The organism is Myxococcales bacterium (assembly GCA_016712525.1).
In the GTDB taxonomy this organism is placed as follows: Bacteria; Myxococcota_A; Polyangia; order Polyangiales; family Polyangiaceae; genus JAAFHV01.
Genome location: JADJQX010000006.1, coordinates 917173 through 941602, shown reverse-complemented (window position 1 = coordinate 941602; position 24430 = coordinate 917173). Strand labels below are relative to the sequence as shown.

At 68.0% G+C, this 24430-nt stretch carries 18 protein-coding genes and 1 pseudogene; 2 read left to right on the top strand and 17 right to left on the bottom strand.

Annotated features, from left to right (window positions below; genetic code table 11):
• Positions 1-14: 14 nt before the first annotated feature.
• The 12 genes from IPK71_15915 to IPK71_15860 all read right to left on the bottom strand — a co-directional run bounded on the left by IPK71_15915 (position 15) and on the right by IPK71_15860 (position 19695).
• Complete coding sequence (locus IPK71_15915; GenBank protein MBK8215225.1) at positions 15-1850, bottom strand: DUF1998 domain-containing protein; 1836 nt, start codon at positions 1848-1850, stop codon at positions 15-17.
• On the bottom strand, positions 1847-5248 hold the full coding sequence (locus IPK71_15910) for a helicase (GenBank protein ID MBK8215224.1): 3402 nt from the start codon (positions 5246-5248) through the stop codon (positions 1847-1849). Before IPK71_15910 ends, IPK71_15915 begins: the two co-directional genes overlap by 4 nt.
• 49 nt (positions 5249-5297) lie before the next feature.
• On the bottom strand, positions 5298-6191 hold the full coding sequence (locus tag IPK71_15905) for a hypothetical protein (protein ID MBK8215223.1): 894 nt from the start codon (positions 6189-6191) through the stop codon (positions 5298-5300).
• Positions 6188-7774 (bottom strand): AAA family ATPase, encoded by a 1587-nt coding sequence (locus IPK71_15900; GenBank protein ID MBK8215222.1) that lies wholly within the window; start codon positions 7772-7774, stop codon positions 6188-6190. The genes IPK71_15905 and IPK71_15900 overlap by 4 nt, the downstream gene beginning before the upstream one ends.
• Complete coding sequence (locus IPK71_15895) at positions 7771-8601, bottom strand: hypothetical protein (protein MBK8215221.1); 831 nt, start codon at positions 8599-8601, stop codon at positions 7771-7773. The genes IPK71_15900 and IPK71_15895 overlap by 4 nt, the downstream gene beginning before the upstream one ends.
• Positions 8602-8618: 17 nt before the next feature.
• On the bottom strand, positions 8619-9650 hold the full coding sequence (locus IPK71_15890) for an AAA family ATPase (protein MBK8215220.1): 1032 nt from the start codon (positions 9648-9650) through the stop codon (positions 8619-8621).
• A complete protein-coding gene (locus tag IPK71_15885) occupies positions 9651-13640 on the bottom strand; it encodes an N-6 DNA methylase (GenBank protein MBK8215219.1) in 3990 nt (1329 codons plus the stop codon).
• 3 nt (positions 13641-13643) lie between these two features.
• Entirely contained in the window at positions 13644-16907 is a 3264-nt protein-coding gene (locus IPK71_15880; GenBank protein MBK8215218.1) for a DEAD/DEAH box helicase, read from the bottom strand.
• Positions 16904-17110 carry a hypothetical protein gene (locus IPK71_15875; protein ID MBK8215217.1) on the bottom strand — a complete coding sequence of 69 codons (207 nt, stop codon included), beginning with the start codon at positions 17108-17110 and terminating at the stop codon, positions 16904-16906. The genes IPK71_15880 and IPK71_15875 overlap by 4 nt, the downstream gene beginning before the upstream one ends.
• Positions 17111-17654: 544 nt before the next feature.
• A complete protein-coding gene (locus tag IPK71_15870; protein ID MBK8215216.1) occupies positions 17655-18251 on the bottom strand; it encodes a hypothetical protein in 597 nt (198 codons plus the stop codon).
• Positions 18241-18819 (bottom strand): RNA polymerase sigma factor, encoded by a 579-nt coding sequence (locus IPK71_15865; protein MBK8215215.1) that lies wholly within the window; start codon positions 18817-18819, stop codon positions 18241-18243. The genes IPK71_15870 and IPK71_15865 overlap by 11 nt, the downstream gene beginning before the upstream one ends.
• A gap of 438 nt (positions 18820-19257) precedes the next feature.
• Positions 19258-19695 carry a hypothetical protein gene (locus tag IPK71_15860; protein MBK8215214.1) on the bottom strand — a complete coding sequence of 146 codons (438 nt, stop codon included), beginning with the start codon at positions 19693-19695 and terminating at the stop codon, positions 19258-19260.
• 156 nt (positions 19696-19851) lie between these two features.
• On the opposite strand from IPK71_15860, the pseudogene IPK71_15855 reads away from it, so the two are divergent.
• Positions 19852-20514: pseudogene (locus tag IPK71_15855) on the top strand (spermidine synthase).
• Between the two features lie 180 nt (positions 20515-20694).
• Here IPK71_15855 and IPK71_15850 read toward each other — a convergent pair.
• Together IPK71_15850 and IPK71_15845 are read right to left on the bottom strand one after the other, a co-directional pair.
• Entirely contained in the window at positions 20695-21633 is a 939-nt protein-coding gene (locus tag IPK71_15850; protein ID MBK8215213.1) for a hypothetical protein, read from the bottom strand.
• Between the two features lie 57 nt (positions 21634-21690).
• Positions 21691-22095, bottom strand: coding sequence for a hypothetical protein (locus IPK71_15845; protein ID MBK8215212.1), 405 nt, complete (start codon positions 22093-22095; stop codon positions 21691-21693).
• Positions 22096-22476: 381 nt separating this feature from the next.
• On the opposite strand from IPK71_15845, the gene IPK71_15840 reads away from it, so the two are divergent.
• Positions 22477-22761, top strand: coding sequence for a DUF1294 domain-containing protein (locus IPK71_15840; protein ID MBK8215211.1), 285 nt, complete (start codon positions 22477-22479; stop codon positions 22759-22761).
• Positions 22762-22788: 27 nt separating this feature from the next.
• On the opposite strand, the gene IPK71_15835 is transcribed toward IPK71_15840, so the two are convergent.
• From IPK71_15835 to rpsS, 3 genes are all read right to left on the bottom strand, one after another.
• Positions 22789-23487, bottom strand: a complete 699-nt coding sequence (locus IPK71_15835) for a hypothetical protein (protein MBK8215210.1) — start codon at positions 23485-23487, stop codon at positions 22789-22791.
• A 113-nt stretch (positions 23488-23600) separates the two neighbouring features.
• Entirely contained in the window at positions 23601-24020 is a 420-nt protein-coding gene (locus IPK71_15830; GenBank protein ID MBK8215209.1) for a hypothetical protein, read from the bottom strand.
• 125 nt (positions 24021-24145) lie between these two features.
• The gene (rpsS, locus tag IPK71_15825) at positions 24146-24430 is read right to left on the bottom strand and encodes a 30S ribosomal protein S19 (protein MBK8215208.1); all 285 of its coding nucleotides are present in this window, start codon (positions 24428-24430) and stop codon (positions 24146-24148) included.

Below are 24430 nucleotides of genomic sequence, written 5' to 3'. Positions count from 1 at the left end.
CGGGAGCGATTCAATCACTGGCCCCCCGCGAAGAACGCGGCGTCCGCGAGGTCGACCGTCGGAACGACCAGCGAACGATCGAGCAGTTCGTTGCGCCGCTCGCACGAGGGCTCTGCGATCAGCAGGCATCCGTGGCAGGCGGCCCCGTGCATGGTGCGCCCTTCGTGAAGTTGGTTCGGCTTGTGCTGCGCGCAGACCGGGTCGTTGCTGCAAAGACGTCCGAGCTCGAGCGCGGCGTCGAGATGGCGCGCGATTCTCCGGCCAACCTGCACAAGGCCGCCGAGCGTCCCCTCCGCGTCGGGCGTGCCAGTGTAGAGCAGCAAACCATAGGCGCCGTCGCGCACGTAGATTCGCTCGCGGATGCTTGCCGCCGCGTACCCGCATTCGAGGGCGATGGCCGTGAGCAGCAGGTGCGAGAGCGAGTGCAGCATGATGTACGGCATGTAGATCTCCTCGACGCGCTCGAGAGGGATCGGGCTCTTCGACGTGCTCTGCACCCCGGCATGGAACTCCAGCGCTCGCTGCTTCACCGCGGGGCGATTCGTCCACGCCTTTACCTGCGCGGCATCGAGCGCGAGGAAAACACCCTCGCCGCGATTCTCGACGGCCGGCAGCCAGCGGGTCTCGAGGGCGAGCGCGGCAAGGCGCACGCCGAGGTCAACCTCCGAGTCCACGGGAAGCGCTGGGGACTCGAAGCGCGTGAAGCCGATCTCGCTGACAACTTCGCGGAGTCGATGGGCGAGCACCACGCGCTCGACTGACCCGATGGCGCCCCTGCGCTTGACATCGAGCGGCAGGCGTCGCGCGTAGAAGTCGCCCTCGGGCTTGTCGTCTCCGAGCTCGTCGGGAACGGAGAGGAACGTGTCGAGCTCCACGTCCTTCAGGCCCTTTTGGGTCTCCGTAGCTCCACCTTGACGACGCTCGCACTCGGTCCAGACCTCGGCATCCGTCAGCCCTTCGAGTGCGAGCTGCACGCGCTGCTTCTTGCGCTCGCGCTTGATGTCCGCCGCGCTCTCGGCGACCGAGAGGAAGTCGTCCCATACCGAATCGACGGCCTTTCGCAGGCGCTCGTCGTGGTCTGGGATCGAGATCGCGCGTTCGACCACCGGGAAGTACGCGTTGCTCGCGTGGCGGATGAGAAGCTTGTTGCGGTGGGGCTTGTCGTTAGGGCCAACGCAGGTCTCCCTCGCGATCGGCCCGAGCCACGGGCGATCGCCGCGGCACTCGCCGAGCACCGAGCGCTCCTCGGAGGTGGCCTGCAGGCGCACGAGCGACATCGGCTCGCTTGTGCACCCATCACATCGAACAAACAGCTCAGCGAGGTCGCCAGTCGTACCGCGCTCGTCGAGCCAGAGCTGCCCGCCGCACGCAACGCCGATGCCATGGACGAGCCGCGGCCAGTCGATGTCGCTCACGTGACCGTTGGGGCAGGCCTGCACGAAGCGAACGGGCACGACGGGCCAGTCTTTGCGCTTCCGCTTGCCGGCCGGGTCGTCGCCGACGTAACGCCCCTTCACGAGCGCCTTGCGGTGCACGAGCGGTCGAGACCGACCGTACTCCTTGCTGCTCACCTCGAACTGCGCGACGAACCACTCGGGGAACTGCCAGGCGACCACGCCGATACCGAGCTCGTCCTCGCGTTCCGGTACCGGCGGCGAGCGCAGCTCGAGGAAGGGCAGGCCGAGCCGGCGGCGGAGGTTCGCCAGCAGTCGGGGCTCAGGGACGAGCTGCGCATCGCCCGACCAGTGCTCGAGGCCCGCGACGAGCACCGCGTAGTCCGGGAGATCGACGAGCGCGCCCGGCCCATACGTGGAGACGATCTGGCTCTGACGGATCTTGACGATGCTCACGTCGCCTCCGGGGTGCCGCCGTCGAGGCGTCGCACGATGACGGGCACCTCTGCCTCTACGTCGCGTAGTGACCACTGCGCCTTGAACTTGCGGAGGTTGGAGTGTGGCGGCTCCTTCTTCAGGTCCGCGTCGAGCGGGTCGTGAAGCAGCGGTGGCCGAGGCTTTGCCTCGAAGGGCCCGTACTGGAGGCCCGCCTGGACCGCGGCCTTCTCCGCGGCGATTTGCTCCCAAGCGTCGAGCAAGTCGTCGACGCGCGCATCCATCTTCCCGCCCAGCTCCTGTCGCTCCGCGGGATCGAGATCCTTCGTGTGGTTCTCGGCTCGCGCCCGCACCGTGGTCTTGAGCCACCCGAGGCGAGCACGATGCATCGCTAGGTCCACCGCGCGGGCCGCAGGGGTGAGCGCCGCTTCGCCGTGGCGGGCCAGAGAGACCACTACGGCGGCGAGCCCGCGGTCGACAGCGCGTGGGGCGAACGGCGTCACGCTCGTCGCCTCGACGGCCCGATAGAAGGTCTCGTGGTAGGCCTCGAACCGCTCGTAGTGCGAGCGGTCGCGGGCCTTGTGCACGTTGAGCAGGGTGATGACCAGACCTGGGCGCTCCTCGTCGCGGCCGACGCGGCTCGTGGCCTGGATGTACTCGGACGAGGTCTTCGGCTGACCGAGCACCACCATCAGGCCAAGGCGCGTGATGTCGAGACCGACGGAGATCATATTCGTCGCGAGCGCGACGTCGACCCGGCCGTCCTCCGCAAACGGGAGCGCGAGGCGACGCTTCGCCTGTGCGACGCGGTTGGTCGGCTCGCGCGACGTGAGCTCGATCGCGTCGAACTGGATCGTGCGATCCACGAACGGGCAATCGGCCTCTGCCACCCTTCGATGGCGGAAGTAGCCCTGGAGCCGGCTTCTCACCTCGTCCTCGACGATGCGGCGGCTTCCACCTAGCTCGCGCAGGGCGTTGAAGTACCCGAGAAGTGTCATGTACGGGTCGGCAGGGTTCGTTGCGTTGGCGGCGCCACCGGCGGCGTCGTACTGCTTCTTCCCGGCCGATAGCATCGCGAGGTAGGTGCGCAGCAGCACGACCTTCAAGCTGCGCCCCTGGGCTGCCACGCCGACGTAGAGTCGAGGGTGCTTCTCGGTGGCGCTTACGGTGTGCGCGAAGAATGAATCGCGCCGATCGGGCCCCGGTGGCGGGAACACGTCCACCTGCGAGCGGTTGAAGAGCGCGCGCACCTGGGCCTCCGCGCGCCGCACGGTCGCGGTGGATGCCACGATCTTCGGGAGCACGGTCTTGCCAGCGACCTCACGGCGACAGAGGGTCTCGACGGCGGTCTCGTAGAGGCCGACCATCGTGCCGAGGGGGCCGCTGATGAGGTGCAGCTCGTCCTGGATGATGAGGTCCGGCGGCAAGAACGGCCGCGGCAGCTTGCTGCCGCCCGCACCGTCGCCCGCCCCATAGAAGCCGCCGCCGTCGTACCGCTCGACCTTTCCGAAGAGCTTGCCCGGGGTCGAGAGCCACGGCAGCGACGCGAGCTTGTCGACCGTGGCGATGATGAAGCACGGCAGGCGTCGGTAGAGCGGCTCGTCCACCGCGACGATCGGGAGCGGGTTGTCGCGGGTGAACGCGCAGTCCTCGTTCGCGCAAGTGATGCGCAGATCGGTCGGCTGATCCGTCGTGGGAGTGAGGCGGAACGAGGTGGCCTCGAACTTGGTGCCACACCACGGGCAGTTCTCGATGGGGATCGGCGCGGGTTTGTACTTGCTGTCGTTCTGGAACGCGATCGTCCGCGCGCGCGCCGACGTGCGGTCGTTGTCGCCCTTCTTGCCCATGCGGTTCGGGGTCGCCTTGCGACCGACCCAGAGGCCGATCTCGAAGGGCCACTTGCCGAGCTTCTCGACGTCCTTCTGGCGCTCGAGCTCAAGGGCGCAGATGAGCGTGGCCGCGCGGCCGAGCTGGTCCAGCGTCAGCAGGCGCAGCGTGTAGCGCATCAGGACGCTGACGCCCGACGAGGTCACGCTCGGATCGCGCAGCCTGCGGAGCGCGAGCGAGAACGCGGCGAGGCCGAGGTAGGCCTCCGTCTTGCCGCCGCCCGTGGGGAAGAACAGGAGGTCGAGGACCTCACGCTCCGGGTCGGTGGGCTTCGCGATGCCGCGAAGGTTCATGAGCACGAAGGCGAGCTGGAACGGGCGCCACGTCGGAGCACTTACCTGGTCGGGTCGCCATCCCTTGAGCTGCGCTGTTCGCTGCCGCGCCGCCGACGCCATCGTGCGGTTGGCGATCTGGAAGGCCTCGAGCACGAGCGGGTCCTCGAGCTCGACGAGCCCCTGGGCGATGCGCTGCCGCGCCAGCTCGCAGCGATCGAGGAGGTCCTTCGCGACCTCGGCGCGCCGCGGCTGGGTCGGCGCAGCCGCGCGCTGCTTGGCGATCCAGGCGCCGTACTCCGTGCTGAACGCGCCGAGCGCGGCCTTTGCCTCCGCGGCCGTCTTCACGGCCGCGAGCTTCTCCATCGAGAGCTCCACGCCGGCGATGCTGGTGGGGTCGACCTTCTCGACGGCCGCGACCGGAATCCACGTGCTGCGAACCTCGTAGCACGCGTCACCTTCGACGATCACGTCGGTCGAGACGCCGTGGCCCACGGAAAACTCGAAGGCGTCGCGGTACTGAACATCGGCGATGCGCTCGTCAGCGTCGTCATCGACCAGACCGCGAAGGTTGGGTCGCGCGACGAAGCCTTCCTTCAGCTTCAGGATCAGCTGGGCCTGGAAGAGGTGCCCCTCGTCGACGCGCTCTTCGCCCTCGGGGTCGCGCTCGTTCACGACGAAGACCGAGACAGCCCGCGTGCCCGCGGGCAGCTCGTTTCCTTTGGGGCCGAGGTTGCTGACATCGCGCGCGGCAGCGTAGAGGCACACGCCGCGGCTATCGGGCAGCTCGGTGCGACCGAGCCCTTTCGGCGGAAGCGAGACGTCTACGGTGTGCCTGCGCTGCGTGCGCTGCCACGCTTTGCGGTCGGGGTGCTCGGGATCCTCCGTCGAGACCTTCGTGTAGTCCCCCCATAACACCTCGGCCGAGAGCGTCTTCACCCCCTTCGGCACGAGCACGCTGATGCCGAGCGACGATGGCAGGAAGACCTTGCGCGCAGGGGCCTTGTCGGGCTCCACGTCGTCGTCACCCGTGCCTTCGTCGGAGCCCACGACCGCGTCGAGGACCTCCTCGGATTCGGGGTCGTGCCGCTGCGACTCGGGGGCCTGGGTGGGAACGAGGAAGCCCGTGAGGTACCAGCGAGACGGAGGCTCGCTCTCCCACAGGCGCTCCGCCTCGAGCGCGTGGCCAGGGCCGGGCCCAACCAAGTCGAGCTGGAGGGTCTCGATGAGCCTCTGCCGGATCTCTGCGGAGGTCGTCATAGCTGCGATCCCTCTTTCGGTTGAATAAGATCCATGGTCCGGCAGGCCCTCAGCATGACCACCCCGCATCCATCACGGCCGCCTGCTTCGCCGACGGCACATGGTGCAGGTGCCCGGGTCGGCCTTCCGGCGACGGAGCGCCAAACTCGACAACGTTGATCTGGTTCACACCGATCGCCTGTTGCGCCGCTGTGTCCTGAATGAAGACGTCCCAGTGGTACCCAGCCCCGCCGTTGATGTTCGGGCGCGCCCATCCGTTGCCGTGCGCATCGATCCAGGCTGGCTTCGAAGAGACGGTGCGGAACGCGGTCGTCGAGCCCTTCCACCATTGGTTCGGCACGCAGAAGGGATAACGCGCTCCGTCAGACGTGGTCGGCAGGCGCCAGTCGAAACGCGACGTCCAACGTTCACGAAGGTTGCGTGGGTGATGAACGCACAGCACCTGTCGCGGGCCGACACCGCTCGGCTGAACGTGGAGGACCCAGCGCGTGTTCTCGTGCAGCGTGGAGTTCCCAGCGGCGTGAATGACGAGGTTGCGCCCGTTCACTCGGCGGCAGAACATGACCGCCTGCTGGCCGTTCGAAGCAGCTCGAATCACGGCGAGGGCCATTCTGTCGGTCCACGGCGGCTGGAGGTGGGGGCCGCCAAACAGCACGGTGAATCCTCGACGCCATGCGACGCCCGCGTTTGCCGACAGCGAGGCGATGTGCGCGTCGGACGGCGGGGCGGCGCTGCGTACCGCTTGTAGCGTCCGCTTCGCCTGCGGCGAAAGTTGCCTCTCGAGCGTGCTCCCGAGTTCGTTCCAGAGCGCGGGCCAATACTCGCGGAGCGGCGTTAGCTCGACGTTGTGCTCGCGACATGCGCGCAGAACGACCTCGAGGTCGCTCACCACCTCGGCTTCGGCGCGGGCGAGGAACAGCGCAGGGTCGAGGAGGCCGATCATGGCGTTTCGTCCCTCTCGGGCTCGTCGCTGTCGTTCCAGTTCACGTTCCCGGTGGTGGCGTCGTCTTTCGTCTTGTCGAGCTTCGCATAGTAGATGGCACTCTCTTCGTCAGTCGCCTCATCCATGAAGTCGGCGGGCCACACCTCCCCCACGCCACCTTCAGCGGTGAGACGACTCGACGTCACGGTCGAGCGACCCTGCGCGTCCTGCTCGACGCTGAGGACCACGACGTTCTCGAGCAACCACCGCTCCAGATCGGATCCTTTGCCTGCGCGCGCCGCGAGGCCGCGCAGCCGCCGCACGAGGTGGTCACTGTGCGTCTCAACCATCATGCGTCGGTTCGACATTGCCAGGCTGACCAGCCAGTGCGCTAGCCGACTGGCAACCTTCGGATGGAGGTGCGCCTCTGGTTCTTCGAGCGCGACCTGAGTGAAGGCGCCGCAGCACTTGGCATACTCGTTCAACGGAAGGTCCTCAGCGGCTCCAGTGAATCGCATCGGGTCTGCGAACAGGCCGATCGCCACGAGTGGGAGGAGATAACCGAGACCTCGTCCAACGTGCACGAGGCTCGCTTCGCCGAACAGCACCCGGAATCCAACCTCCTGAACTTCCTGAACACGCACATTCGCGCGCACGGACAGCGCCTTCATAAGGTCGTTGACAGCGTCAACAAGCGGGCGAGCGCGGACCGTTCGCGAAACGTTCAACGCTCCGGCCGAGATGTCGAGCAACGGGAGAAAATGGACAATCTCGCGCTCGCGTCGATGGAGGAGATTGGCCGCAAGTTCCCCGCTCACGCCAAGCTCATTTGGCGCCGCCTTAACCCTGTACAGACTTGGCGGAGGCTCGCGGCTGGAGCCCAGGTACTGCATGTCCGACAGGAGCTTCTTCAGATCCTCTAGGGGTTGGGCGAATAGAACGAGGTGGGCGTTGTGCCAGGCGCGCTGCTTATCGCGCGGCCCCAGCTCGCCACGGTCGACGCGCAGGTACGGAATAAAGTGGTCGAACTCAACATCGATCTTGGAGGCACTCTGGCCGTTCCAGGTGCATGACGAACCACTCTCGCCAACTGTGATCGCCAGAGTCGTCGTACGTTCTGCCTCGATCGATTCGAGTCGAATCGATCCCACTTTCGTAGTGCCGCGGACCTCGAGGGTATCGATGGACATCGTCGTGCGGAGCGTGCGTCGCTCCGGCGGGCTGGCGAGCCACGGGACCCCGGACAGCTTCGCTAGGTTGGCTAGATCTGGCGGCCGAGGCTGTTCAAATGTCGCGCGCACGGCAACATCGCACTCCCACTCGACGACGATTGAGGGGCCGGGCACGGAATCCGCCTGCGCCGGCCAGCCGAACGTCAGCTCGCGGAGGTTGAATGCCTCGACGTCCCCCTCGTGCTTGAACATCACGTCAGATCGCGCGTCGCGCAAGGTCTGCTTCAGGAGAAGCAGGCTTTGGATCAGCGAGCTCTTGCCCGAGTTGTTGCGCCCCAAGATGATTGTGAGCGGCGCGAGTTCAACCCGGGTGCGCGCCTCGAACGACTTGAAGCGCTCGACCGTGACAGCCAGCAATTTTGCATTGCTCATATATTCGCCCCCGAAGGTGCTTCGCGGTACTCAGAGCCCATAGTCGGCACGCCGAACAGCGCGCTCAAAAAGGCGAGGCTCGGCTGCAGGCACGCAAGCGCCTTCGTGTGCTCGCTCACCCAGCGGTTGTCCTCGAGCGACACCTGCGTCGACTTGCCGGGCTTGAGGACCGCGGTCATCGCGCCAATCATCGCCTTCTTAGCGCCGGCAGGCTTCCTCAGCTCTTTCCAGTCGAGCGTGGCGGGCTCGGCGTCTGCCTTCTGCCTCCACTGGTCCGCGTAGCCCCGCGCGGCCGCCGCCAGCTCCGGGTAGGCGGCGTCGCCGAGCGCGAGCAGCACGTCTTCGAGCGTGCCCGCGGCCCCGGGCTCGGGGAGCGCGAAGACGCCCACCCTGGGGCTGCCGCTACTCACCGCGCAGAGCGAGGGCGGCGCCGGAAGCTTCACAGCTTCGAGCGCGGTCTTCAGCTTCGCGAAGCGCTGCTCCGCCGGCTCATCGTCGCTGTCGAGCACGACGCCGATCGCCTCGGGTCCGTTCTGCGCGCGGCTAAACGCCTCGAGGTCGATCTCGAGCGTCTTGCCGATCTCGGTGAGCCCCTGGGCATTTCGGAGCGCCACCACCTCGTTCGTGGCCAGCCGGTAGAACGCGGGCGCGGGAACGGCGAGGCGGGAGATGTCGTAGTGGGCGCCGCTCCTGTTGGGCCACTTGAAGCCGCCGAGCCAGCCGCGCAGCGCGTCGTCCAGGTCCTCGAGCTTCTTGATGCGGCTCGCCCCGTGGGCCACCGACAAGAGCCGGCCGAGGAACGCGACGTCGTGCACGCCCTCGGTCACGATGTAGAAGAAGGCGCTCATCGGATGTCGAGCCCCCCTTCGCGCAGCGTGCAGAGCTTCGCGAAGTCGTAGCGGCGGACCTCGTGCTTGCCGTCCTGCCGCTGCACCCAGAAGGCGCTGAGCGCGTCCGGCGTGCCGCGGTCCTCGATGGAGCCGATGATGGCGTCCACGGCCTCGAGGCTGTGCGTCGTCGCCAGAATCTGAACCTGGGCGGCAGCCGCCGCTTCCAGCAGCTTGCCGATCACGGGACGAAGCACGCGGTGGTGGATACCGGATTCGATCTCGTCGATGAGGAGCACCCCCTGCGAGGCCCGCGTGAGCGTCAGGGCCAAAGCAGCCGCCCTACGAACGCCGTCGCCGAACGACGAGAGGTCGACGACGCCACGACTCGCGTGTGTCACGCGAACCGCTTCGCGTCCGTGCGACTTGATCACGTCGAGGTCCTCGACCTCGGCGTCGAACAGCCCCATGAGCTGCACGGCGAGTTGCTTGCGACCGGCATCTACCACTTGGCTAAGCTGCTCGACGAACACGCTCGTCGAGTAGTGCGAGGACGGTGTCACCGTGAACACACGGTAGACGGGGACCTGGTGAACCACCGGCTTGATGCCGGGGAAGCGGAGCTCAATCGCCGGTTCGCCGTTGACGCTGACGTCGACGCGAACTGCAAGCTCAGCTCCCTCTGCAGCGCCAGGAAGCTCCGAGGCCTGTGCCGTGGCGGACACGGTGCGCTCCCGGTCACCCAGCGTGGCGCTGAGCTCGATGGCCGACGACTGCTGGGGGCCGTCCTCGGGATGGACCGCCTCAGCACCAGGGAACATCGACCAGATGCCATCCACCAGCGCGAGATCGGCGTCCCGTCGGCGAACAGCGCTGACCCACTGCCCGGGATCGGGTGGGCGCAGCAGCAGCCCGGCCGCCTCGAGGATCGAGCTCTTGCCCGAGTTGTTCGCACCAACCACGAGGCTCACAGGCGTGAGGTTCTCGAGCACGAGGCCGGTGACGCCGCGATACGCATTGAGCGAGAGCTTCTGCAGAACGGTCGTCATCTATTCGCTCTCCCCGCCAAACAAACCGCCCTGACCCACCGGCGTCGGCTTCTTGCCCTTCCCGCGACTACGAGACTTCTTGCCGTCAGCTGCCTCCGCTGCTTGAGCGACTGCCGGCGGTCTGTTGGCTTCTTGCTTCGCGCGCTGGGCGTTCAGCTCGAGGAGACGGGCGAGCACTTCGTCGCGGACATCATCAGGCCAACGGTAGCGCCACGGCTTCTTCTTGCGGCGACCGGCGGAGGACTCCGCCTCGTCGTCCTCTTCCTCGTAGTCGAGGAGGAACTCGCAGATCGGCTGGATATCGGTCCAGCCGTAGGCATCGAGGACGGCCCGGTCCATTGCGGCATGCAGCTCCCGAAGCTTGAGGATTGTAGGAGCAGATTCGTCCGGGTCGTGGAAGCGATTATATGTGTCAGTCAGACCTTCGCGACGCTCTGTCATTGCTTGGCTTCGGCACTCCTCGTACTTCGAACCAGCGCTCTCGAGCTCCGGTATGATCGCCCAGTCCTCGGGGAACGAAAAAGTCTCGAAACAGTCGGATGGCCGATATCCCTGCCGGTCCTCAAGTGAAGACGAGAGCGACGATGCAAAGACTTCGTGCACACGGGACTGTAGAACAGCGAACGCTGCCCACTCTTCATACATGAGCACAGTTACATTGTGCGATGGGAGCGTTCGCCCCGAAAGGAACCGCAGCGCGTGATGCTTGCTGATCGACGGTCGAGCGAGATAGCGGGGGAACATCCCCCGAATTCTCAAGAACTCCGGGCGAGGTCTCCAGAACTTCCATGCGGGCCAGTCGCGCACGTCGCCGCTCATCGTTGATCGCTGGGATGCGACTTTGGGCACGATGAGGTTGGCGAGCGCAGCTACCGTTTGGAGATCTTCTTCTTCGAGGTCCGAAAGGCACGCGACCAGTCGTTCGCTCCCGGGGTTCAATTCCTCGTTCAGCTCTTCCCCGCCGACGAACGGCACGATGCGCTCCGCCAATTCGGGATGAACGCTCAACAGCGTACGCGCAGCAGATAGCGGGTGAGCCTTGTCGTTGCCATCCTGGAAGGTGAATCCGAGGCCCTTCAGATCAATGCCGGAAAAAGCCCGACCATGATTCGACCTCAGGGGTGCAGGGTCGTCATCAGACCCTCGATCGAAGAGGAAGGCCGTGATGAGGGGGACTGCATTTCCATCCAGAACGGGCGAGGGGATTTGGCGTTCCTTCGCCACGTGGATGACGCTGACGACCACGGCCGCGGTGCCCGGCCACCGGACTCGTTTCCTGACATCGTAGAGCCAAGCCCCGTGATGACGCAGAACTCGAAGTCCCCCTGCGCGTGTATCGCCCTGTGCGATCGTGTTGGTCGCCAGCAGTCCCAAACACCCGCCCGCCCGAATCAAAGAGAACCCCCGGCGGAAGAAGTAAGCGACCAAGTCGGCCCGGTTGCCGCATCCGGGGAACAGCGAGCCAATAGCGTCGAGGTACGTCTTGCCGAGATGCGAACTGATCCGCGTACCACCGAGGAACGGAGGGTTGCCAACAACGCCGTGGAATCCGCAGCGCGGCGACGAAAACACCTCGGGAAACTCGACCTCCCAGTGAAAACACGGCACCGGCTTCTCGCCCGCGCGCAAATCAGCGACGAAGCCGGCAACATCGCCGGACGAGTCGCGTCCCGATAGCCAGGCCTGTGCCTTCGTTTCCCACCGCTGTCTCGCTTCTTCCCGTCCCTTCGGCTTGTCCTCTGAGAAGAAACTCGCCACTACCGCATCGCCCACCATCCGCACCTTCGCGAGCGCGTCGTCCGCGTCCCGTAGGAGCTGCCGCTTCTCGCGTACGTCATCCGAGTTGGCGAGGTCGGGGATCTTCGCTCGCAGCGCCATCGCCTCGGCGATCGCCTTGTCCACGAACGTGCGGATCACCGGAATTTGCTTCTCCGGCGCCCAGTGGAAGCTCGCGATCTGCTCGCGCGTCAGCCCGACCAGCGAGTCGCCGTGGCGGATTGAGTGGTCGAGAAACGTGAAAGCGTGGTCGCGCGCCAGCGTCGCGAGCCAAAGCGAGAGCTTGCCGAGGTCGACCGCGAACGGGTTCTTGTCGACGCCGTAGAGGCAGTGCTGAGCGACCTGGCGCTGCGCGTAGAGGAGCACGTCCTCGTCGGGTGGGATGTCGGTCGGGCGTCCGTGAACGTCGTAGGCCTTCACCAGTTGCTCAGCGAGCTGGCGGCAGCTCTCCACCAGGAACGCGCCCGAGCCCATCGCAGGGTCGCAGACCTTGAGCGCGAGGAGCTGCTCGGGCTTCGGGTTCGGGCCGAGGTCCTCGAGAATCGGCCGCAGCGTCGTGCGCACGATCGGCTCGGTGAGCTCGCGCGGCGTGTAGTGCGAGCCAGAGCGCCGTCGCTCGTCGGTGGGCTGCAGGTACAGCCCGCCAGTCGGCACCGTGCGCGGCGTGAGCGGCGAGATACGCCGGCTCAGCGCGGCGACGAGATCTTCGACGGTGCCGGCATCCTTCAGCGCCTCGGAGGCCTTGCCCGTCAGCTCGACGCTCGCCGTCTCCTTGAGGAGCTTCTCGCGCTCCGCGCTCTTCTTCGCGAGCAGCGTCTCGAGCCCGATGACCACGTGCTGCTTGCCAACACCGATGGAGGTCTCAAACGCGCGCTCGAGGCGGAAGCCCATCATGTTCTCGTAGACCGAGCCGATCTGCTCCACGTCGAGCGCCCGGTACGAGAGCCGGTCGCTGTCGAGCAGCAGCAGCTTCTCGAGCACGCGCAGCACCACGCCATCGGGCACCTTGGGCACTTCCACCGGGGCGCCGATCACGCGGTTGATGCGAAGGGGTCGGCCCTCGAGAAAGGCCCAGCCGTCGGGATCGAAGAGGTGCCCGTAGCGCGGTGGCAGGCGCAGGTCACCGCGCCTAGCGCCGTCGTGCACCATGCGGAAGAGCACGAGCAGGCGCGACCAGGCGCCGTAGCGCTGGTCCATCGTGTCGGGGAAGCGGCCGGCGTCGATGCGGAGCTTGTCGAAGAGGCCGACCAGCGAGTAGTTCCGCACGTAGGCCGCGGACGAAGACAGGAGGCCCCGCTCCTCGGCGTAGAGGATGAACACGAGCCGGAGCAGCACCGCGAGCAGGCCGCCGTAGAGGTGGTCCGGATCCTCGCGCACGGTCGCGTCGAGCAGGCCGCCCTTGGCTGCCTCGTTCGCCGACTGGAACCCGCGCAAGAGCTCGTTCAGGGCCTCGAGCACCTGCCCCGCGAGCTTCGTCGAGACGACGTTCTGGTACTTGCGGCTCTCCTTGAGGAGGTGCGGCAGCCGCTGGTCACGCGGCAGCGCGAACAGCCGCGCGGAGCCGAGCAGCATGCAGAGCGCCGAGAGCATGTCGCGGTCGAGCGCGGTGACCAGGCGATGCACGGGCCAGGTGACGTGCCCCGACGACTCGCCGCGAGGCGCGTAAACGAGCCGGATGAACCGCCCGTTCGCGAGGATGCCGATCGGCACGCCGGTCTCGCGGAGCAGCCGCTCGAGCCGGATCTGCGGGCTCGCGTGCCACTTCTTCGTCTCCTCGGCAGGCGGCTCATCGAACGAGGTGCCGTCGACCAGCTCCTGGACGAGGATCATCCACTCCGCGTCGTCTTCCTTGACGGCGGGGACTGCCAAGGTGGGGCGGAGCGTCTCGCCGAACTCCGGCAGCACCAGCTCGATCGACTCGGGCAGCGCGGGGCCGCTCGGACTGCCCGCAAGCTTGTTCGGCTTCCAGCCGAGCACCTGCGTCGCGAGAGCCTCGAAGCTGAGCGGGAGCGGCGGGCGCTCCTCCGACTTCTTCTCGCCGTCCTTCGGAGCGGGCGGCGTGATGAGCGCGAGCAGCGTCTGCTGCTCCTTCAGGATGTTCTTGTCCGGGAAAGCCTGCGCGGCCAGCAGCGCCGGCGGCGACACGACGAGACCAACGGGCTGGAGCAGCCCGATCCAGTCGCGATGCACTCGAAGCTCGTGGTCAGTCGCCATGGTTCACCCCGTCACCGGCCAGAGGTAGGCGATCCCCACGGGCTCGATGCGCGTCGCCCGTACCGCGTAGCTCTGCAGGATGCGCTTTGGCTCGAGCTCCGTCTCGCGCGGGATGGCCTCGATACGGCGCCGCCAGAACTTCGCGTTGTCGCGCAGCTGCCGTTGCTCCTCGTCGTTGAAACCTTTGAACTCGAAGGCTTGCTGCGGACCTTCGACCTTCGCCAGCTCGCGCTCGATGCGCGCCTTCTGCCCCGCGAGGATCTCTACCATCTCGCGGGCCTCTCGCTGCCCGCGCTCGTTGAGCTTGGCGATCGCTTTTCCGGCCACCAGCTCGCAACGCGCGTGAAGATGCGGGAGCAGCTCTGTCACGTCTAACGATGCCGAGCGCAAGATGTTCTTCTGAACCTCGGGCGCGGCTGCTGGGTCACTGCCCTTGGAGATCGATGCCAGCAGCAAGTCCCAGGACTTCTCCTGCGCGTCTTCGGCGTAGGGCTTGAGCCCGCCCTTGCGAGCCGTCGGATCCGTCCAGCGTGCAGCCACGGATACCACCTCGTCATGGAGGCGCGCCGCACGGTCGCCATAGAGCGAGAGCCTGCCCAGCAGCAGCACGCGCGGAACCGCGTCGTCAGTCTGCCCGACGCACGCGCGAGCGAGATCGTCGAGGACGAAGCCCTGAGCGAGGAAGCGCCCGAGGAGGCGCTGCACCAGACGATGCTCGAGATGCAGATGGACGACGTCTTCGTCGATGTGTCCGGGGTCCTTGAAGACGACCGGGCGAATCGGCGCGGTGCGGCGCCACTCCCAGACCTTCATCCCTCGCGGACGAGGGCTCCGCAGCGTGTCGAGCGTGTCGGCCCAGGTAGGGTCGGCACCCGCGCGGCGATCGAGTGCCGGGACCTCGAAGGCCTGATCGGTGCGGCCCGTCGCGGGCTTCAGAAGGTCAGCGCCGAGCATGCCCAGCGACTCGCACAGCACGCCGTGGAGCTGCCCTTCGTTCAGGTCGAGCGAACGACGCGACTGGTCGAGGATGTTACGCAGCTCGTCGAGCTGCTTCTGCAGAGCCGCCTTGCGCTCGCGCGCCCCCTCGAGCTCCTCGGGGGCGGCCTGGTTCTGCGGTTCTGCAGTGTCCTTGCGGAGCGCTTCGGCGAGCTCCTTCCGTCCCCGCGGACCGATGCCCTTCGCCAGCCGGCGCGTCATTCGCTCTTCGAGCACGGGGGGCATGCTCCCCAGCTCCTCGTGGATGACCTTGGTGCGCTCGGCGAGCACCTCGAGGACCCGGTCGGCTTCGCGCTGTGCGTAGACGAAGTAGTGGCAGCGAACCTCGGCGGCGCGCTGGAGCTTGCGATCGATGCGACCGTTGCGCTGCTCGAGGCGGGAGGGGTTCCACGGCAGATCCATGTGAACCAGGTCCGCGCAGTGGTTCTGCAGGTTCACGCCCTCGCGGGCCGCATCGGTCGCGACGAGGATTCGTAGCGGGTGCTTCGTCGGGTCGGTGTTGAAGGCACGCTTCACCTGCTCGCGTAGCTCGTCGGTCATGCCGCCGTGGAAGGTCGCGAGTCGATCGTCGCCCTGGTCCGTGGTGCCAATGGCCGCCTTGAGCTGCTGCTCGAGGTAGCGCTTGGTGTCTGCGTACTCGGTGAAGATGACTACGCGCCGAGGCAGCCACTCGGCCGGGGCAGAGGCTGAGGGCACGCCGAGCGCCGGAAGCTTCGGGCACATCTCTCGACGCACCCAGTCGACGAGCCAGCGCACCCGGGCATCGGGCAGGCGACGCGAGCGCTCGGCCAGCTGCTCCATGCGGCTGACGAGATCGACCTCGCGCGCGGACGGCTTCCCGCCGCCCGCGGCGGTCGCTGCTTCGACAGCATGCTCCTCTTCAGTCTCGACCTCGTCCTCCGCGAGCTCGGAGCGCTCGTCCTCGGCGTCGGGCTGCGTGAGCAGCAGCTCGAGGTTGGCGGCGGTCGGTGGCGCGTGTGACTCCGCCGCGGCCCTCTCGAGGGCGCGACGGTGCGCCTTTAGGGTCCGATGGAAGGCCTCGATCGACGAGAACAGGCGCTTCTGCAGGTTGACTAGGACTAGGCCCTGCGCGGCGCGCTGCTTCGGGGGCAGCCCCTCGAGCCGCTCCTCGCGCGCCTCCCAGTACTCGTCGAGCAGCTTCGCCAGCTCGAGCTCGGGCGCGTCCGGCGGCAACCCATCCAACGGCACCGGAACCGGAATGCGCTTCGGGAACCCACCAGAGATCTCGCGAAGGTCCATCTTTAGGCGGCGGACCATCACCTCGTCGCGGAGCTTCGGCTCGACGGGAGTGCCGCGTACGAAGCGCTGGGGATCGAGGATCTCGAGGAGCGCCGAGAAGGAGTTGGAGAGGCCGTTGTGCGGCGTCGCAGAGAGGAAGAGGCGGTGCTCGAAGCGCTCGGCCAGATCGCGAACGGCGCGCGTGAACTGCGAGTCGATCGCGTACTTGGAGCTGCTCGCGGGCGCCGCATGATGGGCCTCGTCGAGAATGAGGAGCGAGCCCGGATCAGCGCCGTCGCGCGGCTTGCCGTTCTCGTCGATGCTGAGCAGGTCTCGCAGTGGCGCCGCGTACTCCTCGTCGCGCAGGAGCGCGTGCGAAAGGATGAAGCGCGAGTGGGTGGTCCACGGGTTCACCGCGTAGCCGCGCTCGCGGCGGCAGCGGGCGACGTAGTCGCGGTCGTAGATGACGAAGGTGAGCCCGAACCGCTGCTCGAGCTCTTCCTTCCACTGGATCACGACCGAAGGCGGAGCCACGACGACCGCGCGACGCACGCGCTGGCGCATGACCATCTCGCGGAGCACGAGCCCGGCCTCGATGGTCTTGCCGAGTCCCACGTCGTCCGCGATGAAGAGGTTCACGCGGGGCAGCCGGAGGGCCTTGCGGAGCGGCTCGAGCTGGTACGACATGACCTCGATGCCCGCACGCCAGGGCGACTGAAAGAGCCTCGGGTTGGTCGCCGTCACGCAGTTCCAGCGAAGAGCGTGGAGGTACGCCGCGAACCGCGACGGCGCATCGAAGTTGCGACGCCCGAGCCGGTCCCACGAAGCGCGGACGACCTCGGTGTCGATCTCGTGCTCCCAGAGCACCTCGAGTGCCTCGCCCTGCGCGTCGTCGTCGAGGCACGACATCGACACGAGAGTCGCCTCGCCGGGCTCCGGCGGCGGCTGCACGTCCTCGACGAGGTACTGGCGCTGGCGAACGCGAACGATCTCGCCCGGCGCGGGCGCCGACGGGAGGAACTGGTTCGTCATTGGCCGACCTCCGGGGCCAGCTCGGCACGCCCCGCGGCCGCCCGTGGCCAGCTCCACGCCGTAACGTCGTTGACCTTGGCGAGGTGGGATTCCAAAGCCGAGCGGTGGAATCCATCCTTGAGGAAGAGACGCGCGCGGCCGTCCACCAAGCGACCGCCGGCCTCTGCTGTGCGCTCGACCGAGAGCCGGCCGGCCGCGCTCATGGTTTCAACGTGGCTCGATCGTGGTAGGTTCCGGCGCACGCAAGCAGGATGCCGCACACGCACCCTGCGAACAAGTCCCGAAGAGGCCGGAATAACCGAAGGCATGACCGGCCTTCGCCTCGCGTTGCCGCACGGGCGATGGGCATTCCGAATACGAGCCTTCCGCTCGAGAGGCGCGAAGAATCCCCAGGCCTTGGCTCGAGCCTCCGACCGAGTCTTGACTGTTTGGCAGCGGGTCGGTGCGGGCGAGGCTGGTGTCGACCCGGTCGCTTTGCAGGATCAGGCTCGCGCGAGGAGACAGTCCTCGACAGCCTCGTCCAACGAAACCGGCCCCCTCGGCGGCGCTCCACGAGATTCGTCAACGTTGACGAACGCCATCGTCAACGTTGACGATTGGGAAGTGAGGCTTCTCGGAGAGGCCTATTTTTCTCGACGATTCGGTTCGTCAACGTTGACGAACGCAATCGTCATCGATGACGATTGGCGAAGATTCGCCTCCCAGGAGGTGCGCACGAGGCACCACGACCCGGGAGGCGAGACGCGCTCACACGATCGTCGTGTCGGCCACGAGGGCCTCGAAGCGTTCGCGCTCGGCCTCGACCTTGCGGAGCTTGTGCCGCTGCCACACGAGGGACACGCCGAGGATGACCGCCGCCGTACCGAAGCCGACGACGGCGCGCCAGGGCTCGGCGCGGTAGAGGGCGTAGCGCGCCACGAAGGCCCACACGCCCCACGGCACGAGGAGCGCCGCGAGCACCTGCATCGCGCGCATCGCGAAGCGGCCCCAGCGCACGTCGTCCTCGGCGCGGCGGCGCGTGAGCGCGACGAACGCGTCGAGACCGCTGCCCATCGTGTCGAACGTCCCTTGCCGGAGCGTCACGATGCGCGTCACCCACACCCCGACGAAGAGCAGGATCCCGGCGCACACGACCGACACCACGAGCTCCCCACGCGCGCGGACCACGAGCCACACGCTGAGCGCCGTCGCGAAGGCGCCCCCTGCGATCTCGAGCGCGACCCCGCGCCGGATGCGTTGCCCATCTCTCCCGACCCGCCCGGCGAGCTCCTGCGCGAGGCCTTCGCGACCGCCAAGGGACTGCCACTCTGCACGCCACGCCTCGAGCTCTTGGTCACCGCTCATCGCTCGGCTCCTTTCCACTTCCTGTTCCTTTTCCTTTTCGTTCTCCATCGTCCTCGAGCAGGGCACGCATCGCGGCGCGCGCGCGGTTCGCCCGCACGGCGACGTTGTTCTCGGTCGTGCCCAGCACCTCGGCGATCTCGCGGTGCGAGAGCCCCTCGAGCAGCAAGGTCACGACCTGCCTATGCCCGAGGGGCAGCGCACGCGCCGCGGCGAAGAGCCGGCTCCCACGCTCCCCTCGCTCGTAGGCGATCGCCGGGTTCTTCCCCGAGGTCGCGACGACGTCGTCGAGGTGGTCCTCCACGTCCGCGGTCTTCGGGCCGCGCTTCGCAAGGAAGCCGAGCGCGCGGTTGTGGGCGACGCGGAGGACGAACGTCCGCTCGCTGCACTCGGCGCGGAACGACGGGAGCGCCGTCCACAGCGCGAGGGCGAAATCCTGGAGGAGGTCCTCCCGATCCGCGAGGGTTCGCGCGTAGCTCGCCGCGATGCGTTCGAGCGGCCTACCGTGCTCCATCAGCAGCCGAGAGAGCCGCTCCTGCCGTCCCTCTCCCGCTCCGCCCTCGAGTGCCATGTCGATGCTCACACAGGGATAGTCCGGCCGCCGCCCGAAACCTTACAAGGAATCGTCCGGCCGCGTGGAGCCCGTGGGAGACACCGCGGGCGTTCGGCCGCGACGGCGCCGCACGCCAGCCTCGCAGGTGCGTAGCGATGACAAGTAGGACCCGAGGCCTCGCGGTGAGGCCACATCTCCCGCTCGACGCTCGTGCCTAGCAGCCTGTTGATTTTCGGACGACCCTTGGAAGTCCCCGACGGGGGACCGAGGCCGTTCGACGTCCGCGCCCGACCCGCCGAGGCGCGATCCGAGGAGCGCCCGGAGCCTACTTTTGTAGGTGAGAACGCACCGCAGGATCGCAACGAAGGCGGTCGGGATGCGGCGGCGAGCGGCCGACGACCCTTGGAAGTCCCCGACGGGGGATGGGAGAAAATCAACGGGCTGCTAGGGGAGGCGCTACCTCGGCGGGCCCAGGTAGGTCCAACCGTAGGGCGCCGGATCCTCGCGCACGCTGCCGTTCGCGAGGTCCATCGACACGTAGATCTGCGAGCTCGGCTGCGCGCGCACGAGGAGCGCGACGACGCGCGTGGCGCCGTGCGAGCGCTGCGCGTACATCTGGGCCTGGTCGTCGACGAGCGCGACGTGCTGGACCACGTACGCTTGGGGGTTCGTGCCGGGAGGAGCGAGGGGGTAGCGCGCCTGCACCATCTGCTGGAGACGAAGCCAACGCGGGTCCTGCATCATCGCGGCGAAGTACGACGACATGTCGTTCCCGAACGCGGCCTGCGCCTCGACCACCTGCCCGGCCCGCATGAACCTCCACGCGATGTAGCCCACGAGGAACAGGACGGAGACGACGCCGATCAGGATGCGGACCACGGGTGACGATTCCATCGATGATTCCCCTGTTGGACGCAGGGTATCGGCCGCGGGAGCGTCGGACAAGGTGGGGCGCTTCGGCAGCGTGCGACGCGGCGCGCTCGGTTTTTTTTGGTGCGGGCGCTCCGAAAGTCGCTCGACGGAGGGCGCCCTTCGCCTAAAGACCGCCCCATGACCCGACCCTGGGAGACGCTCGCGACCGTGGTGACGAGAGACGGGAGCCTCGAGCTCCGTCGCCGAGGGGAGAAGGATTTTCTCATCACGATCGACGGGCGCATCCTCATGAGCAGCGCCGCGCACCGCTCGGAGGACGCGCTCGCCAAGCTCGCGTGCGAGCCCCTCCGTGAGAAGAGCGGGGCGCGCGTGCTCGTGAGCGGGCTCGGCATGGGGTACACGCTTCGCGCCGCGCTCGACGTCCTCCGAGAGGACGCGATCGTCACCGTGGCCGAGCTGAACCCCGCCGTGGTCGAGTGGTGCGGCGGGCCCTTGGGCGAGCTCACGCAGAACGCCACACGCGATCCGCGCGTGAAGCTCGAGGTGGCCGACGTGTCCAAGCTCGTCGCGCACGTCGCCAAGAACCCTCGCATGCACCGCTTCGACGCGATCGTGCTCGACATGTACCAAGGCCCTCAGCACCAGGTCGGCCCGAACGACCCGCTCTACGGCGTCTACGCCGTGCGGAGGGCACGCGACGCGCTCACCCCCACGGGCACGTTGGCCGTGTGGTGCGAGGGCCCGTCGATGGGGTTCGAGCGCGCGCTGCGGGGCGCCGGGTTTCGATTCACCCTCGAACGCGAAGGCCGCGGTGCGCGCACGCACCACGTGTACGTCGCGCACGCCACCCCCGAGCTCGCTTCGAGGGAGCGCGACGCGGCGGCGGGCGAACGCGACCCCCGCGACGCACGCGCGGGACGAAAACCCGAAGCGCCCAAGCGCGCGACCTCGCGCCCCCAACCCTCGACGCGCCGTGGGCCGAAGCCGTCGAAGCCGCGCCCCCGCTGAGCCTGACGATGCTCAGCGTGTCGGGAACGCGGGCGCTCCCGCTCCCGAGAAGTCGGCGCCGGTCGGGGCAGCCGCGAGCGACGCACCGAGCACGAGCGTGGTCGGATCGAGCGGGAACACCTGGCCGTTCGCGTAGAGGAGCAGCATGCCGCCGCTGTGCGCGATGCCGAAGATGCCGAGCCCGACGAAGTGCTTGAGGAGCGCGACCGGCCGGCCGTCGGTAAGGTTCACCGACACGACGCAGTCGCCTCCGGCCGGGCACGCGAACGCGCCGCCGCCGGTGCCGCTCTGCGCGGCGAGGTACCCCTTCGTCCCGATGCGCGTGACGTCCCCGCTGGGGCGCAGAGAGCCGAGGGCGCCCGCCGTGATCGTCGTGACGGCGCCGGTCGCGCGGCTCACCTTGACGTAGTCGCCACTACGGTACCCGACGAGCTCCTCGACGCCGCCGAGATCGGCCGTACCCAGCGCGAAGGGGAGGCTCAGGTTGTTGGCGATGCGTGTGCAGCCGGCACCGGCCGCCCAGGTGAAGAGCTCGCGGCTGTCCTGCGAGGTCACGTAGACGGTGCCGTCGGCCATGACGGCCGTCTCTTCGGCGACCGGGCACCCCGTCGAAGTCTGGGCGGTGAACGTGGCGGTCGTGACGTCGAAGGCATAGACGACCCGGTTCTTTCCAGCAGCGTACGACACGCTCACCTTGGCCGGATCCGGGGGCACGACGACCGCGCCGTCCGACCCGTCGACGAGCTCGGCGTCGGGCCCTCCGCCGTCTCCGCTCGGCTCGGCATCGACCGCGGCGTCCCCACCCGGAGGAGACGTGGGCGTCGGCGTGGGCGGAGGCTTGGGCGTGACGCTCGTCGAGGGCACGGGAGCCGGGGCGGTCTCGTCGATGGACAAGCTCAGCCCACACCCCACCATGACCAGCACCCACGAACCTGCGAGGAGCGCGCGCATCCTTTCGAATGTAGCACCGCGCCGGACCGCCGACGCAACGGCATCCCGCGCCGGGGTTCAGGGCCCGAGGCGCCCTGCGTCGAAGCCCTTCGATGCGCAGCCTTGGTAGGCGAAGATGGCGCTCCCGCAGGCGACGAAGAGCGCCTGCGCCGAGGCCTCCGGGTCGGTCTTCCCGTCTTTGCAGACGACCTTTCCGGCGAAACAGTTGAGGACCGCCACGTACTCGTTCTTGCACCCGGCGCCCGAAGGGTCCTCGCCGCTCTTGCACTGCGCGACCGCATCGGCCGGTGGCTCGGGATCGTTCGGGCAGGCCTTCTGGCAGGCGTTCGGAGCGACGACCCCGGGCGCGGGCGAGGCGGACGACGACGGGCCATCGCCTTCGCTGCCTTCGACCTTGCCGCCGCAGGCCACGACGAGGGCCCCGAGGACGAACGATGCCACGACGATCTTCGCGAGAACCATGAACCCTCCGGCGAGAAGCGACCTCGAGGCGCATCGTAGTACGCCTCGGCCGCGAGGCGAGGCCCGTCGCACAATCGGACCGTGAGGTCGTCGAGGGGAGCTCCCTCCGAGCGATAGGGAGGCAGAGCACCGCCTCGGAGCGACCGCGACGAGAATCGTCAACGTTGACGAACGCCATCGTCAACGTTGACGATTGGCGAAGGAGCCTCTCCGCAAGTGCCTATTTTTCTCGAACATTTCGCGCGTCGACGGCGCGGCCAGAATCGTCAACGTTGACGATTGGCGAAGATTCGGGTCCGAGCCCTCCCTCGAAGGCGCTCCGTCGGGGTTGCGCGCGGGGGCCGTTCGTGGTCCGAAGGCGCGGTGCCCTCCCTCCCGACGATGCCGCTCCCCGTCGCCGCGGGCCTCGCGCTCTACGCCGTGATGGGGCTCGTGACGTTCGCCGCGTTCGGTCTCGACAAGGCACGCGCGAAGGAGGGCGCGAGGCGCGTCCCCGAGCGGACGCTACTTCTCTTGTCGCTCGCCTTCGGCGTCGTGGGCGGCGCGTTGGGCATGCGGGTCTTCCGCCACAAGACGCGCAAGGCGAGCTTCTTCGTGCCCATGATCGGCTGCGCGCTCGTCCACGCGGCGGCCGTGGGCTACGCGCTCACGAGGCTCGCGCGGTAGCTCGCGCGGCTCGTCGAACGCGCCGCGCTACCTGCACGAGCCGCAGTAGACGGTGCCGCCGCAGCCGTTCGCAACGTTGCCGCACGTGCCGAGGGTGCAGGCCGTCCCGGTCGTCTTCGGTTTGCAGCCGCAGCGCCCCTCGACGCCACCGCCGCCGCACGTCTGGCCCGTGCCGGTGCAGTTCGTCGCGGCGCAGTCGACCACGCCGCCGCAACCGTCGGCGATCATGCCGCACGGGCGCACGTTCTTGTCGACGACCTTGCAGAGCTCGTCCTTCGTCTTAGGGGTGCAGGGCACCGGCGCGCAGCGGTTGTCGGCGCCGCAGTAGAGGCGCGCCGCGCCGAGGCCGCCGTCCCCCGCGTCGGAGCCCGCGTCCATGGGCGCGCCCCCGTCGCCCTCGCACGTGCCGCAGAAGAGCACGTTGCCGGTGCACCCGTCGGTGAGCTGACCGCACGTAGCACCGGCCGAGGCACACGAACGCGGGGTGCACTTGCACTGGTTGTCCACGCACTGAGTGGTGCCCTGGCAGCCGCCGCAGTCGAGGGCGCGACCACATCCGTCGTCGATCGTGCCGCACGCGTCGTCGGCGCACGCGCGCGGGGTGCACGCCGCGCCTCCCCCGTCTCCCTCGCCCATGCCCGCGAACGAGCCGCTGCACGCGCCCGTGGCGAGGGCGAAGCCGAAGCCCAAGAGCGCCACGGGGACGAGGCTACGAACGAGGACCATCGAGCCCCTAGCCTAGCGCGCCCCGCGACCGCGCGCCCCTTCGTGGCGGAGGGACATGGGAGATCCGGGTGATCGGGGAGGTCATGGCCTCCCGGCAAGTCGACGCGGCTCGGCTACGGGCTCGGCGCACTCGGACGCTGCTGAAGGAACGTGACCGGCACCACGAGGCGGCCACCCGCGGGATCGAAGGTGGCTCCGGCGACGACCTTCCGCACACACTCCGTGAGCGACGCGTCGAGCCCGTGGACCTTCTCCACGAAGCTCTCGCGCACCTCGCCGTCACGGACCGTGAGGCTCAGCACGATGCAGCCCTGCGTCTGCGGGTCTTCGCGGAGCGCCTCTTGAAAGCAGGCCCGGAGCGCTGGACGAAGCAGAACCATGGTTTCGTCGTTCTTGCTCGGGACGCCGTTCGAGCTCGGCTCCTCACACCGCTCGAAAGGCCTCGGGCCCTTCACCTCTTTCGTGGGACCGCACGAGATGACGAACGCGACGAGCGCCCCCGAACCCACGAACCACGCCGAAGATCCTCGCACGCCGAGCTCCCTTCCACGCTCGTCCCCCGACCCACGAAAAAGCCCACGAAGCTTCGCGCTCCGTGGGCTCTTCGGGTCACACGCGGGCACCCTCGAGGGGCGCCCGGCGTGTGGCGATCAGGGGCTCACTTGCCCTTGACCTTGGCCTTCTTGTCGCCCGAGTGGCCGTGGAAGGTGCGGGTCGGCGCGAACTCGCCGAGCTTGTGCCCGACCATGTTCTCCGTGACGAACACCGGCACGAACTTGCGGCCGTTGTGGACCGCGAACGTGAGGCCGATGGCGTCGGGGGTGATGGTGCTGCGGCGCGACCAGGTCTTGATGACCTTCTTGGACTGGGTGGCGGAGGCGGCGGCGACCTTCTCGGCCAAGTGGCCGTCGACGAAGGCGCCCTTCTTGATTGAACGAGGCAT

Bases quoted from the DNA above. Each gene is read 5' to 3' on its own strand.
- IPK71_15910 (MBK8215224.1), bottom strand. From the start codon at position 5,248: ATGACGACCTCCGCAGAGATCCGGCAGAGGCTCATCGAGACCCTCCAG.
- IPK71_15905 (MBK8215223.1), bottom strand. From the start codon at position 6,191: ATGATCGGCCTCCTCGACCCTGCGCTGTTCCTCGCCCGCGCCGAAGCC.
- IPK71_15900 (MBK8215222.1), bottom strand. From the start codon at position 7,774: ATGAGCAATGCAAAATTGCTGGCTGTCACGGTCGAGCGCTTCAAGTCG.
- IPK71_15890 (MBK8215220.1), bottom strand. From the start codon at position 9,650: ATGACGACCGTTCTGCAGAAGCTCTCGCTCAATGCGTATCGCGGCGTC.
- IPK71_15885 (MBK8215219.1), bottom strand. From the start codon at position 13,640: ATGGCGACTGACCACGAGCTTCGAGTGCATCGCGACTGGATCGGGCTG.
- IPK71_15880 (MBK8215218.1), bottom strand. From the start codon at position 16,907: ATGACGAACCAGTTCCTCCCGTCGGCGCCCGCGCCGGGCGAGATCGTT.
- IPK71_15875 (MBK8215217.1), bottom strand. From the start codon at position 17,110: ATGAGCGCGGCCGGCCGGCTCTCGGTCGAGCGCACAGCAGAGGCCGGC.
- IPK71_15870 (MBK8215216.1), bottom strand. From the start codon at position 18,251: ATGAGCGGTGACCAAGAGCTCGAGGCGTGGCGTGCAGAGTGGCAGTCC.
- IPK71_15865 (MBK8215215.1), bottom strand. From the start codon at position 18,819: ATGGCACTCGAGGGCGGAGCGGGAGAGGGACGGCAGGAGCGGCTCTCT.
- IPK71_15860 (MBK8215214.1), bottom strand. From the start codon at position 19,695: ATGGAATCGTCACCCGTGGTCCGCATCCTGATCGGCGTCGTCTCCGTC.
- IPK71_15850 (MBK8215213.1), bottom strand. From the start codon at position 21,633: ATGCGCGCGCTCCTCGCAGGTTCGTGGGTGCTGGTCATGGTGGGGTGT.
- IPK71_15845 (MBK8215212.1), bottom strand. From the start codon at position 22,095: ATGGTTCTCGCGAAGATCGTCGTGGCATCGTTCGTCCTCGGGGCCCTC.
- IPK71_15840 (MBK8215211.1), top strand. From the start codon at position 22,477: ATGCCGCTCCCCGTCGCCGCGGGCCTCGCGCTCTACGCCGTGATGGGG.
- IPK71_15835 (MBK8215210.1), bottom strand. From the start codon at position 23,487: ATGGTCCTCGTTCGTAGCCTCGTCCCCGTGGCGCTCTTGGGCTTCGGC.
- rpsS (MBK8215208.1), bottom strand. From the start codon at position 24,430: ATGCCTCGTTCAATCAAGAAGGGCGCCTTCGTCGACGGCCACTTGGCC.